This window comes from Dysgonomonas sp. PH5-45, assembly GCF_029893235.1.
GTDB lineage: Bacteria > Bacteroidota > Bacteroidia > Bacteroidales > Dysgonomonadaceae > UBA1309.
In genome coordinates this window covers 15,225-28,898 of sequence record NZ_JARXWE010000013.1, presented here as the reverse complement: position 1 = coordinate 28,898, position 13,674 = coordinate 15,225, and the positions used below count along the sequence as shown (strand labels likewise).

Annotated in this window: 11 protein-coding genes; 3 read left to right on the top strand and 8 right to left on the bottom strand. The window is 45.4% G+C overall.

What is annotated here, in order from left to right; genetic code table 11:
* Positions 1 to 73: 73 nt before the first annotated feature.
* The 3 genes from M2132_RS06355 to gldG all read right to left on the bottom strand — a co-directional run bounded on the left by M2132_RS06355 (position 74) and on the right by gldG (position 4,327).
* On the bottom strand, positions 74 to 928 hold the full coding sequence (locus M2132_RS06355) for a DUF6794 domain-containing protein (protein WP_280672460.1): 855 nt from the start codon (positions 926 to 928) through the stop codon (positions 74 to 76).
* A gap of 93 nt (positions 929 to 1,021) precedes the next feature.
* A complete protein-coding gene (gene rbr, locus M2132_RS06350; protein WP_280672462.1) occupies positions 1,022 to 1,603 on the bottom strand; it encodes a rubrerythrin in 582 nt (193 codons plus the stop codon).
* 315 nt (positions 1,604 to 1,918) lie between these two features.
* A complete protein-coding gene (gldG, locus tag M2132_RS06345; protein WP_280672465.1) occupies positions 1,919 to 4,327 on the bottom strand; it encodes a gliding motility-associated ABC transporter substrate-binding protein GldG in 2,409 nt (802 codons plus the stop codon).
* A gap of 93 nt (positions 4,328 to 4,420) precedes the next feature.
* Between gldG and M2132_RS06340 the strand changes: the two genes are divergently transcribed.
* The 3 genes from M2132_RS06340 to M2132_RS06330 all read left to right on the top strand — a co-directional run bounded on the left by M2132_RS06340 (position 4,421) and on the right by M2132_RS06330 (position 9,283).
* Positions 4,421 to 5,755: a hypothetical protein gene (locus tag M2132_RS06340; RefSeq protein ID WP_280672467.1), complete on the top strand. Its 1,335-nt coding sequence runs from the start codon at positions 4,421 to 4,423 to the stop codon at positions 5,753 to 5,755.
* 108 nt (positions 5,756 to 5,863) lie between these two features.
* Positions 5,864 to 6,289, top strand: a complete 426-nt coding sequence (gene mscL, locus M2132_RS06335; protein ID WP_280672469.1) for a large-conductance mechanosensitive channel protein MscL — start codon at positions 5,864 to 5,866, stop codon at positions 6,287 to 6,289.
* A gap of 102 nt (positions 6,290 to 6,391) precedes the next feature.
* Positions 6,392 to 9,283: a PD-(D/E)XK nuclease family protein gene (locus tag M2132_RS06330; protein ID WP_280672471.1), complete on the top strand. Its 2,892-nt coding sequence runs from the start codon at positions 6,392 to 6,394 to the stop codon at positions 9,281 to 9,283.
* 14 nt (positions 9,284 to 9,297) lie between these two features.
* On the opposite strand, the gene M2132_RS06325 is transcribed toward M2132_RS06330, so the two are convergent.
* The 5 genes from M2132_RS06325 to M2132_RS06305 all read right to left on the bottom strand — a co-directional run bounded on the left by M2132_RS06325 (position 9,298) and on the right by M2132_RS06305 (position 13,674).
* Positions 9,298 to 9,846, bottom strand: coding sequence for a hypothetical protein (locus M2132_RS06325; RefSeq protein WP_280672473.1), 549 nt, complete (start codon positions 9,844 to 9,846; stop codon positions 9,298 to 9,300).
* 218 nt (positions 9,847 to 10,064) lie between these two features.
* Entirely contained in the window at positions 10,065 to 10,883 is an 819-nt protein-coding gene (locus M2132_RS06320; protein ID WP_280672475.1) for an enoyl-ACP reductase, read from the bottom strand.
* 116 nt (positions 10,884 to 10,999) lie between these two features.
* Positions 11,000 to 12,160 (bottom strand): porin, encoded by a 1,161-nt coding sequence (locus tag M2132_RS06315; RefSeq protein ID WP_280672477.1) that lies wholly within the window; start codon positions 12,158 to 12,160, stop codon positions 11,000 to 11,002.
* A 33-nt stretch (positions 12,161 to 12,193) separates the two neighbouring features.
* Complete coding sequence (locus tag M2132_RS06310; RefSeq protein ID WP_280672479.1) at positions 12,194 to 12,952, bottom strand: ABC transporter permease; 759 nt, start codon at positions 12,950 to 12,952, stop codon at positions 12,194 to 12,196.
* The gene (locus M2132_RS06305; RefSeq protein WP_280672481.1) at positions 12,949 to 13,674 is read right to left on the bottom strand and encodes an ABC transporter ATP-binding protein; all 726 of its coding nucleotides are present in this window, start codon (positions 13,672 to 13,674) and stop codon (positions 12,949 to 12,951) included. Before M2132_RS06305 ends, M2132_RS06310 begins: the two co-directional genes overlap by 4 nt.

Sequence of the window (13,674 nt, the reverse complement as noted above, 5' to 3'; positions counted from 1 at the left end):
TCTCATAAAATATCTACCCTACAAAAATAATATTCTTTTTCGGGAACGTTGCCTCTATGGGGATACAATTTTTCTAATTAGCAATCCCCCAATAATTATATCTCTCATCATAGTAAAACCAAAATTCTTCATTTTCTTTCATATAAAAAGTTTTGCGTCCTTTTTTAGTAACCATTTCTCCCTTATCATCATAATAATTTTCATCTTCAGAAAATCTATAATAGTGCGTATCATAAATAATTACACCTCTATCGTTACAGCTTTTTATCAATTTTACTTTTATCAATCCGGTTTCAATATCTACATCTGTAATTTTGCCTATAGCCTCACATTTTCTTTCATCGTAATCATCTTCCTCCTGTTCGGTAGAAAAGCCGTATGGATAATTGTAATATACAGCTCTATCTCGCTCATACCCTACCATTTCTTTACTCATATACTCTATACGTTTTACAAGCCACTCTGCATCGTCATCTTTTTTTACTTTTTCCCAATAGTTTTTATAATATAAGATTTGTTCATCAAGTTTTATATCAGCACCACGTAAATACCTACAATAAGAATCAAGAATTATTCCCGACATATCATCGGGATGGAATATACCGAAATCTTCGAAATATTTAGAAAACCTTGATCCATGCCATAACGCCCAATTATTACGCATCCACATTCCGAAACCAAAATGGGCACGCGCGGAAAAATCCTCCTCCGACATATTTTTTACTTCTTGTTTCACCGAATCAGGCCAGAATGTATCTATTTGCTTAAAAGCATCATAAATATCGTAAGGGATATATTCACCGTCAATACTATCCAACTGGTAGCGGATAGAAGTTATCACATTAATCTTTTCTTGACTATGAACATTAAAAGCAGAAGTCAAAAAAAATAAAGGAAAAAGGAAAAATTTAAAAGCAGATTTCATCATTTAATAAGGTTATAAGGTATTAAAACAACAAAGCGCCTCTTTGCGGTTAACAAAAAGACGCCTTAAATATAGTTATAAATTATGCGATTCTGGTTAGAAATTCCACTTCAAAGGCTCGAAATATGCTTGCGGGTGCAAACATGCCGGACATTGCTTGGGCGGAGTTTTACTTTCTATAACCCATCCGCAGTTGCGGCATTGCCATGCAATAACTTCCTCACGGGCAAATACTTCGCCTTTATTCAAACGGTCTAATAGTTTTAGGTAACGCTCTTCGTGCATTTTTTCTACTTGGGCAATCATGCGATACATAACGGCCACTTGCTTGAAGCCTTCTTCTTCGGCTATATCGGCAAAGGCAGGATAGTCGAGCGACCATTCTTCGTTTTCGCCGGCAGCTGCTTCGGCCAAGTTTTCGGCTGTTGTGCCGATACGTCCCGCCGGATACGATGCTGTTATTTCTACCATGCCACCCTCCAGGAATTTAAACATACGTTTGGCATGTTCTTTTTCTTGGTCGGCTGTTTCTAAGAATATTGCGGCTATTTGTTCGTAACCTTCGTTTTTTGCCACACTGGCAAACATTGTATAGCGCATACGGGCTTGCGATTCGCCTGCGAAAGATTTAAGAAGACACTGCTCGGTACGGGTGCCTTTCAGACTTTTTTGTTCCATAAATTTAGATAGTTTCTTTAACGTTGATATATTCTTATAACAAGTATCGTGAAAAATTGTTTTATTTTTTAACAGAAAAATATATTTGATACAACCCGTAGTGTATTTAGAAAGTTTATATAAAAAACTTATTATAAACATTTATAGTGTTTGTCATTGAGTCGCCTACGCTCCTCGAACGTTGTTTCTGAACAAAGTGAAGAATCTCTGTATTATTTAATTAAAGATCCTTCGTCACACTCAGGATGACAAAAATGATTATGTTGTTTTATCTTTTGTTTCCTAAATGCACTACGAGTTTGATATAATATCAATTCACCGCTTGCCGTATCTGAATTTGCGCCAGAGGTTCACTGCGCCTACAATGATGGCGATGAGCAGGATAGGGAGGGCGGTATTAAGTGCGGCATAGGTATTGCGTTTTTCGTAAACCAGTTTCTTGTCCAGAAGCCGCAGTGTTTGTTTTTTGTTGCGCAGGTTCATCCACTGGCTGTCGTTGGCAAGCCAGTTAACGGCATTCACTATAAAGCTGCGGTTGCCATAGAGCTTACCTGTGGCGCGGTCAAAACCCATAGGTAAGACCTGAGTTTGCTCACCCTGTCCCACTACTTCGTTACGGATAATGTCTGAACAAGCCGCTATAATCATCTTAGAGTTGCCCTTCGGTGCTATTGCCATCTGCCCGTGCATGTTGACAGCCGGAAGAGCCCTGTTGAGGAAAACCGACCGGAATTCGCCTTGCAAAGCCACTGCCACAGGCAGGAATTGTTCGTTAAAGTAACTCTCCGGAGCTTGTATGTCGGGGGGAGTGAAGCCCACCGTTTCGGGTACTTTCACTGTATGGGTATTGCCCGACGTTGTAAGCAACACCCCTACTGTACGCAGATTCGATTTATTAACCAAATGTACCGAGCTGGCAAACACGCCCCGCACTTCGGCTACATCCTTCGTGATGGGGTTGTTTGGCGAGGGTAGTAACAGGGGCGCAAACAGAAACGGCACGGCTGCCGGTTGGTCGGTTTCGCCTCCTGCCGAAAGCAGCATGGGCGCGCACTGTACGTCCTGCAACAATACGGGATTGATGCGTATGCCATACGAAAAGAGCATGTCGTCCAGATTGGTTTCGTTTTTCATCGTTGCCGATTCGCCCCGTTGGGCAAGGTCGTCGGCCGATAGGTAAACCCCGTCAATGAGCCACAGCACCTTACCGCCCCGCATGATGTATTGGTCTATCACAAATTTTTCTTCTTCGGTATATTTTCCGGTTGGCCCTGCAATCACTATCACCTCAAAGCCTTCTAAAGCCTTCACATCGGGAGCGATAGCCCCACGATTCACCGAAAAATATTTAGACAATGCTATGGCCGCATCCTCAACGTAAGGCTCGGCCAGTTCGTTATGCCCCTCTATGAAAGCTATTTGCTGTCCTTTCTGGGTGCGCAACAGGCGGATGGCGTCGATAAACTCGAACTCCAAAGCTTCGGCCGAGGCGTTGAGGTTTTCTTCGGCCGAGTTGCCCTGTACGCGTTTCAGAAAATCGACCGTCAGCGTATCGCCTCCAAAAATCACTTGCCCGTAGGGGTAGATAACCCTTTGGCTGGTTCTCCCATCACGGTCTACCTCGTTCAGCACGATGCCCCCCATACCACGGTTGTACATTTGTTCGTAAACTTGCTTTGGAGTGCCGGCAAGCGTCATGGGGTTTATATACACGGCTTCGGTTTTTCCTCCGGCATAGCGGTTGAAGTCGTGAAGCAGGTCTTTGAGCGAGTTTTGTAGTCGTTTAAATCCGGGGTTGAGTTCCCCCTCCAGATAGATTTCTATTTTCAGCGGTTGCTCGCCTTCGCTTATTTCGGCCAAGATGTTTTTTGAATAATCGCTCAACGTAAACCGCCCATCTTCGGTAAAGTCGGCACGGTGATTAGGAGCAAACAATATAAGCAAGTTAACAATAACAAAAACCGACAGACTGAAAGGAAACATCTTTGCCAGATTCAACCGGTACAGACGCAACTTTGTGCGGGTGAGCATATAGAATATAAGAATGTAGTTGATGGCCGTCAAAACGTCTTTGAGCTGAACCACACCCCGTTGTGCCAATTGGTAATGGTGACTCAAACCGAAGGAGGCTATCGTGAGGCGTGTGTTCCCATCGGTAAACAAGCCGCCTATGAGGTCGAACCCGAAGTAAATCAGCACATTTACCAATACCGATATCAGCAAGGCCACAATCTGATTGCCGGTGAGCGATGAAGCAAATACACCAACCGTCGTAAACACCAAGGCCAGCAAAGCCAAAGCCCCGTAGCTTGTCCATGTTTCGGGCATACCCATGCCATGCCCCGCGATAGACAGCGACTGCACAGACCATACATACACCAAGGTAACGGCCAGCGTAAGCAGCACATAAAACCAAGCCGACAGTATCTTGCTCCAAACCACCGAAGCGAAGCTTACGGGGCGCGAATAAAGCAAAGCTATCGTAGCCGTGCGTTTTTCTTCGGCCAAGCTACGCATCGTAAGGGCGGGAATCAGCACGATAAACAACAGGGGCGAGAGTCTGAAAAACTGCTCCAACGAGGCATACCCTCCCTCAAGCACATTATATGCTCCGTCAAAAAGCCAAAGCAAAATGCCGCACATCAACAAATAGGCCAGCGAAAAGGCTATACCTGCCGGAGAACAAATTATCGTTTTCAGTTCTTTCTTTATCAAAACCTCCATACCATGCTTTATAATTTTGACGAGTTTTTAGTAATTGTTTAGTTCGGAAAAAATAATAAATTATCTTTGTGCTTAACGGATTACAATTCTACCATGAAGTTAGAACGGAGTGTAAAGATAATTATTTTATCTGTTTTTGCCATTGCCGCCCTTATCGTTGCGGTTAAGCTATTCCAGAAGCCGGACAACAAGCCGGCCGAAGGGAACAGCCTCCGCATGTTTGTACCGGCCTCGACTTCAAGCCTGTGGATTGTAAAAGAAAACCTGAACCAGATACAGCCTTTTCTTCGTAACCTGAAACCCATTGTAGGAGGGTTGCAAGACGGCCTCCGCTATCCGATGGGCATTCTTTATAAAGACAAAGATATAACCTTCATTGCCTCAACAGACAAAGGAAGCGACCTGTATATCCGCACAAAGCTAAAAACGGAGCTATTCCCTTACTTCCCCCCAAAAAAACGGCAGTATAAGGGGCAGGAGATATTGTTTTTTACATCGGGCAGCAACGATTTTTTTTCGTGCGTTTTTCTGGATGGAATCTTTGCTTGCGGCTACAATTACAAGGTGTTGGAAGACATAATAGACACACGACAATCGGGCGAAGGCTTTTTTGCCGACAAAGAGATGGTCGTGTTGGCCGATAAGCTGGCTGTATCGTCATACATATCGTTTTTTGCCAAAGACAGCCATACAAACCTCAGAATGGCCTACTCGGCCACCCTTAGGGACGATGCCTTGATGTTGGACGGATATGCCTCGCCACGTACATTCATTGCGGGCGATTGTTGCGATTCGCTCGTCACGAACACCCCCTTGAGCCTCGATTTCGGCTCGTTTCCCGATTCGCTCCTTGCTTTCGAGGTGCAAAAAAATACGGCTTTCATTCCCGATTCATTCGCGCACTATTTTATGTCCCCTTCGTATCGGTTCTTCCTGCCTACGGACAATGCCGAAGCGGTACACCTCGTCGGGTTTCATGGTTCGCGGTTCTATATGCTCGACGAAATGATACGCATAAACCGCCGCGCATCCTCGGGTGCCACCCCCATCCGCCAAGCTTCGGCTATCTGGACAAGGAAGGGGCTATTCCGTATTTACCGGGGGACGGAGCAATTCAATAAGCAGTTTTTCGGGAAACGTGAGGATGTGTTTTTTACCTTCCGGCAAAACCGGCTCATATTTTCGGGCAGCGAAAACAACCTGAAGGCTTACCTTTCGGCGTTTGGCAACTTCAGAGTGCCACAGCGTATAGACACCAGTCCGCTTACGCCCTGCTCGTCGGCCATATATTCCATAAAAAGCGGCTTGCAGGAGTGCCAGTGTTCGTTGTTCCCGATACGGATACTGATACCCGACTCGGAAGTGAATATACTGTGCCACCCCGAAAACGATTTATTGAAGGTGAACGTAACTATAAACAATTTTTAAGGAACTTATGTTATACTCTCAGAAGGCAAACTAAATTTTAGTAAGTTTGCAGGCTTATAAATAACGATTATTAATTTCATTAATTTCATTAAAACATAGATATAAAGTATGGCGGTTTTAAAAGAACTCAAAGAATTTATGATGCGTGGCAACGTCGTTGACATGGCAGTGGGTGTTATCATTGGCGGCGCATTCGGTAAGATAGTATCATCGTTTGTGAGCGATGTAATTATGCCCCCTATCGGGCTGTTGCTCGATGGTGTGAATTTTTCGGACCTGAAAATGACACTCAAAAACGCAACCGTCGATGCCGCAGGGCAAGCCGTTCCGGCCGTAACGCTCAACTATGGGGTGTTTATCCAAACCATTCTGGACTTTGTAATCATTGCCACCGTTATATTCTTTGCCATCAAAGCAATGAACACCTTCCGCAAAAAACAGGAAGAAGCACCTGCCGAACCTGCCGAACCAACCAAGGAAGAAGCCTTGCTGGCCGAGATACGCGACCTGCTGAAAGAACAGAAAAAACAGTAAGGAATTCCCGTAGCGCATTTAGAAAATGAAAAAGGATGTTTTTCGGAGTCCGATTCGCATAATTTATTAACTTGCGCCCGTAAAAAAAATGGCGAGTGCCGTATGACTCCTTTTCTCTATAATGTAGCTGAGGCATACTACAAGGCTTATGGCCAAGATGTGAGCCGGTGTACGTTTGTTTTTCCGAACAGGCGTGCCGGATTGTTTTTCCAGAGATACCTTTCGCAGATAGCGGGGAGGCCTTTGTTTTCGCCGGAGATACTGACCATTGCCGATTTTTTTACCGCCCTGAGTCCTTACCGCTTGGCAAACCGTATAGAGATGCTTTTCATACTGTACGATATCTACAAAGCGGAAAGCGGCACGAGCGAAACATTCGACGAATTTATTTTCTGGGGCGAAATGCTGCTCAACGATTTTGACGATGTAGACAAATACATGGTGGATGCCCGCCAACTGTTTCGCAATATATCGGACCTCAAAGAGATAGACGCGGGCTTCAGTTTCCTTACCGAAGACCAAGTGATGGCCATACGCCGATTTTGGGCGAACTTTCACCCCATTGGCGACAGTAAGCAGAAAAAAGATTTTCTGGAAATGTGGCAAGTCCTGTACACGCTCTATTCCTCGCTACGTGAGGCTTTGCATGAAAGAGGGATGGCATACGAGGGAATGATATTCCGCCATGTGGCCGAACGGGCCAGGGAGAAAGAAGATATAGACCTCCCTTCCGAAAAGATTGTGTTTGTGGGGCTGAATGCCCATAGCAAAACCGAGGAGGTGGTACTCCGGTACTTGCAACAGGCGGGTGTGGCCGATTTTTATTTCGACTATTCTTCGCCCTTGGTCAGCGACAGCCATAACCGGGCATCGCTGTTCGTAGGCAAAAACAAGACGATGTTTCCGTCTCAACTGACTTTGGAGGCCGACGAACCCCCTGTCGGAAATCCCCATGTTGAGGTTGTTGGCATACCCTCGGCCGTGGGGCAATCGAAACACGCGGGCACGATACTGAAAACGCTGGTGGATGCCGGAGCGATATCATCACCCAACGATGCCCTGAAAACGGCGGTAATACTTCCGGACGAGAACCTGCTGTTGCCCATGCTCTATTCTGTACCCGCCGGAATTGATAAGATAAACGTAACGATGGGTTACGGGCTGCATCATTCGGCTGTGTCGGGCTTGATGGAGCATATTTTTGACCTGCAACGCAACATAAGGAACAGTAACGGGAAGGATGGTTTTTATTTCCGTTTTGTACTCCCCATTCTCGGTCACCGTTATGTGGCCTTACTTGCCGGGGAGCAAGCGCGACTTTTGCGGCAAAACATAGTGCAGTATAACAAGATTATTGTTACCTGCGATGAATTTGCCGTTCATCCGCTTCTTGAGTTGATTTTTACACCTATCAGGGAATGGAACGCTATTTCGTTTTACCTCAGGGAGATACTTTTGCGCATCAGTGCCGCTTTGGCAAGCCAGATAATAGACCACGAAGACGAGGGCAGCACCACGGCGCTCGATATGGAGAGGGAGTTTGTTATAGAATACTATAAAACCCTCAACAAGATGAACGAGGCCTTGAAAAACGCCCCTTTGCCCGAAATGAAACCCGAAACCTATTTCCGCCTGTTACGCAAGTTGGCGGCGGGAATCAGCATCCCTTTCAGTGGCGAGCCTTTGTCGGGCTTGCAGATAATGGGTGTTCTGGAAACACGGGTACTCGATTTCGAAAACCTCATAATCCTGTCGATGAACGAGGGCGTGTTTCCCCAGCGGAAGGCGGCAAACTCGTTCATTCCTTACAATTTGCGGCAAGGCTTTGAGCTGCCTACTTACGAACATCAGGACAGTGTTTTTGCATATCACTTCTACCGGATGATAAGCCGCGCACGCAACATTTACCTACTCTACGATACCCGTACAGACGGTTTGCAGACCGGCGAAGTGAGCCGGTACGTCAATCAACTGAAATATTTGTATGGCAACCGATTCGACATTCGCGAGCGTTTGGCCGTATATGAAGTATCGTCAACAGCAAGCCAGCCCATAAGCATGCAGAAGAACGGACAGGTGATGCAAAAACTCGGACGGTTCCTTTCGGGGGGCGACCGCAGCCTGTCGGCCAGTTCAATTAATATGTATCTGGATTGCCCCCTGCAATTCTATTTCTCGGTAGTGGAGGGCATAGGCCAAGAAGATGAGGTGTCGGAAGTAGTAGAGGCAAGCACCTTCGGCAGCATTTTTCACTCTGTTATGGAATGGCTGTACGAGCCGTTTAGGGGCAAAACCGTGACTGCCGATTTGCTCAAACTGATTGCTAAGAACGAAAAGCTGCTGAGCGAAACCATAGAACGCTCATTTGCCGAAAACTATTTCAAGACGAAGGACATCCGCGAGCTTACGGGGCAGAACTTCCTCACGGGCGAGGTAGTGCGCCGGTATGTGAAGCAAGTGCTGAAAACCGATATGAAGCTCACCCCTTTTGTTTATCTGGATGCCGAGGAGCGTATAAAAACAGAATACCACCTGGCTTTGGGCAAGGTGGTTGTTCTGAAAGGTATACTCGACCGTGTTGACGAGGTGAACCGCAACACACGCATCATCGACTACAAAACCGGAAAAGGCTCTTTGCGTTTCAAAGATATGCCACAACTATTCGATAAGGAAGCAAAAGAGCGTCCCAAAGCCGTGATGCAGGTTTTTATGTATGCTCACCTGTACCTGACGAAACATCCGGACAGGACGGTAGAACCCGGCATATACTATCTGCGGAATCTGTTTGACGACAAATTTGATGCGGATGTCGTCCATAAGCCAAATATGAAGGAAACACATAGGGTTACCGATTTTGCCATGTATCGCGAAGAATTCAAATCGTGTTTTGACGCGTGCCTCGAAGAAATATTCAACCCCGATATACCTTTTACACAAACCCAAACCGGTAAGCCCTGCCAGTGGTGCGCCTTTACTAATATTTGTAAGAAATAATTTGCCTCGTAGCCTTACTTACCTTGTAGAACTATCTGGAAATCTTCCTCCGGCATGAAGTCGTACATGTTCCACAGAAAGAGGTTTTCAGACTCCACGTCGGGCGCTAAAGATAGTGCTTCTATCTTGAGGTCGTCTTCCAAGCGGAGCGAGTATTTTACTTTTTGCAACGGAACTTTCCATTTCTGGGCAGCGGTAGAGTAATACACGTTTACCTTCTGCTTGGGTTGCCTGTAAACAAGGTTTATGGCCATGCTTTCGTTGGCGGGAATCGTGAAATCGACATAAATCTTATTCCCTTTTACCCTGTACTTAAGACTTTTTTGGTCTGTAATGCTATAAACCTTGTCAATAATCACATTCTTGATTTTTGCCGAAAACGAATATGAAATCCCGATATTCACAGGACGTTCGGACGAGTTTTTATAAACATATGTCCCATTTACGGTAAAGGTTGTGGCATTGAGAGTAAAGTCTACATACTCTTCAACAAAAGCGGGCGCAGCCCTTAGGCCTAACGACGAGCAGACCAATAACAATAGCGAAATAAATACGTTTTTCATTCTGATTTTGTATTTGAATAAAAATTTTACCTTTTTAGTTTTGTATTGAACTTATGCAAATATATAAAATTTATGGAATAATGCTATATGGTTTAAAATTGATGTGAAGAACAATATCCCCTCCTACCGGCTGTTATGGGGCACAGGTATGCCAAAAAGCCGGATTCTAAAATAAGAATCCGGGCTTTATGTTATGTATATTACGTTTGGCGAGCGCGTTATTTTTTCTCGATATAGTCCTCAACGATGGCTTGTGTAAGCCCCATGTTTGAGAAACCTCCGTCGTGAAACAAATTTTGCATTGTAACCATACGTGTAAGGTCAGAAAACATTACGATGCAATAGTCGGCACACGAATCCGCACTGGCGTTACCAAGTGGCGACATTTTTTCGGCAAAATCGAAGAACGCGTCCATTCCGCTGATTCCCTGTCCGGCGGTTGTGAGCGTAGGCGATTGCGAAATTGTGTTCACGCGCACTTTTTTGTCGCGGCTGTAAACGTATCCGAAGCTACGGCCGATAGATTCGAGCAGTGCTTTTGCGTCGGCCATGTCGTTATATCCGGTAAAGGTGCGCTGTGCGGCTATATGCGTAAGGGCAAGGATAGAACCGCCTTCGGCGATGGCATCCATTTTTTTTGCCACTTGCATCATTTTATGAAACGATATGGCCGATATATCCAAGGTTTTGTCAAGGAAACCATAGTCCAGATTATCGTAATCGCGGCTTTTGCGCACGTTTGGAGACATACCTATTGAGTGAAGAACAAAATCTATTTTTCCTCCAAGCACTTCTTGCGACTTGGCAAATACCTGTCCCAATTCTTCAACGTTGGTAGCATCGGCCGCAATCACAGGCGCGTTGAGCTGCTCCGAAAGCTTGTTTATTTCGCCCATTCGCAAAGCCATCGCTGTGTTAGACAGTGTTATTTTTGCGCCTTGCTCTACGGCTTTTACAGCCACTTTCCATGCGATAGACTGTTCGTTTAAGGCTCCGAAGATAATACCTCTTTTACCTTTCAATAAATTATGACTCATCGTCTTTTCGGTTTATTTAATGAATACTATTTATTTTTGTTTTGGCACAAATTTACAAAAAATGTGCAATATTGAACCTTCCATATCATAAAAAACGATAACGGCTCAATAAATATTTAGAAAACAATCTGCATTTGGGCAGCTATGTTGTGCGAATCTTTGCTTCCCCAAACCTTTGAGTAGTCCGAATAGGTATAGTTAAGCTGGAAACGGCAAGCCTTATAGAAATAGTAGTTCACGGCGGCCGTATAGTCTATAACCTCGCTGCCGGTGTCTTTGTTGTTGTTCATGTAATCGACCTTTGCGGCAAAGTTAAGTTTGTTGGGAACAACGTAATACAGGGCAGTACCGTAAAGCCCTTCCTTCTTTATTCCGCCATCGTTGCCGTGTATCCATTCGGCACGGGCATAAAATCTGTCCGATTGGTAATCGGAGCTTATCAGCCAACGGTTGCGTACGTGGGGTTTTTCCTGTCCGGTGAGGTTGGTCGAATAATTTGTCTGCCCAAAGTAAACACTACCCCCGATGCGGAATTCGCTGATGGGTTTCAGATACAAGGAGCTTACAAAGTCTTTCGTATTGTTGTTTTCGAACCAGTTGCCGTTGGTTTTCTTTATACCTGACCCCTGAAACACCCCTGCGGCATATTGTACCAACTCGTGCCCGTTTTTCTTGAAGAGGTTACCATGCAGCATGATACCCAAGTCGCGCCCCGAGTTATTGAAGCCGTTTTGGAGTTGCATCACGTCGCCGGTCATACCTATCAGGTTCGATACCGAACGGGTGTTCGATACGGTTTCTAAATCTATCAGCGAAATAGGGTTTTCGAGTGCGTAGGGAACTTTCATCAAACCGCCCTTCAGTTTTATGGCGTCCGATGGCGCCCATTCGCCGTAAAATTCATAGACGCGTGGGTCTACAAATTCCGAAAGGATAAAATACCTGAATTTGTTGAACTGCCCGGTCATTGACACAAAAACCACACGGGGGTCTACCTTGTGTTTAACTTCTTGGGTGTTGCTGTATTGATACATCATCAGGGCATAGCCTCCAAACTTCATATAGGGAGTTGAAAAAGCTTCCCTTATTTTCCGGGTGGTTTGCTCAAAAGAGCCGTTTGTTTCTGTTTGTTGGTCTTGAGCCAACTCATCGGCTTCGTCTTGGGTAAGAACATTTTTTTCAACCAGTTTCTTTAGCAACTGGCTGTCATTGTTTTGGGCATGTGCACATACCGCTACTGAACAAATGAAGGAGATTAAAAGTAAAAGTTTTTTCATAAAAGGACTTTTTGCGTTAAATTATGAATTAGGTTAATTTTTCCATTTACAAACGATTGTTTCTAACACGTCGAGCAGCAAAAAAAGCAGGAAGCCCAACATGGAGAGAACAAATATGCCGAAATACATTTGCAGGTAATCTATCCGCATCCACGAATCGGTTATGTAAAAGCCCAGACCCTTGTCCGTACCGAAAGTTTCGGTAAAAAACAATGCCGAAATGGCAATTCCGGAACTGATGCGCAGCGACGATAGAATTTCGGGCATGATGGCGGGCAGCGTTATGTGCCGCATTTGCTGCCACTTAGTGGCTTTGAGCGAGATAAGGACATGATAGTCGCCTTTGGATATGCCTGCAATGGCATCGCGTATTGAAATAATGAGCTGAAAAACAATGATAAGCACAATTATTATAACTTTCGATACCTCGCCTATCCCGAAAATAACCATCACTATGGGTAGCAATGCCAGTTTGGGTATCGGGTAAGTGAAGTATGTGAAAGGGCTTAGTATACGGTTTGCCGCTTTGTTTGTTCCCATCAGCAGCCCTATGGGCAGGGCTATTGCCAGCGATACGGCTATGCCTTTCAGCACCCGCCACAGGCTGGCCAAGGTGTGGTCGGCAATGTCGTTACTGATAGCTTGGTTGTAGGCCGAATACACATCCAAGGGATTGGGCAGGGCTTTCAGGTCAAAAATACGAGCGCACACCCACCAAACCAGATTGAAGAGAACGAACCCTACGATGATGAAGACCAGATAATTGACGATATTTTTTTCCTTTTTCCTCATTTCTCCTCCTGATTGTTTTCCGCAAAAATATCGAGTATCCTGCTGCCAAAGTCGAAGCGGAGGTTGTTGCTGGCCTCCTCGCCAAAAGCGGGATTGGGCAACTGGTGGGTTATCTGCCCCGACTGCTTGTCCATTATCAGTATATGTTGCCCCAGCCGCGCGGCTTCCCTTACGTTGTGGGTTATGAGCAGGGTGGTTACTTTATACTTTGACCATAGCCGCAAGAAAAGCTTTTGGGATGTTTGCGAGGTGAAAGCATCGAGTGCCGAAAAAGGTTCGTCCATGAGTAGCAAATCGGGTTGCGACACAAAAGCACGAGCCAAGGCTATGCGCTGGCGTTGCCCCCCACTCAGGTCTTTGGGGTAACGCTTCAGCAGGTCTTCTATCTCAAGCGAGCGAAGCACGCCGGTTATCTCTTGCGTGTTTGGCAACTTTTTTTTCAGCCGCAGGGGCAGCAATATGTTCTGTTCTACGGTTTTCCAGTCGAGCAATCCGTACGATTGCGGAACGTACCCTATGCTGATGTCTTTTTCCTGCGTTCCGTATTCTATCGTGCCCGATTCTTTGGGTACGATTCCGCACAAGACTTTCAACAGTGTTGATTTTCCACAACCCGAAGGCCCTATCAGCGCGTATATCTGCCCACGATTCATACTCAAAGAAAAATCTTTGAGCACCACCCCTTGGGGATATCTTACCGATAGGTTTTTTATGGAAATCAC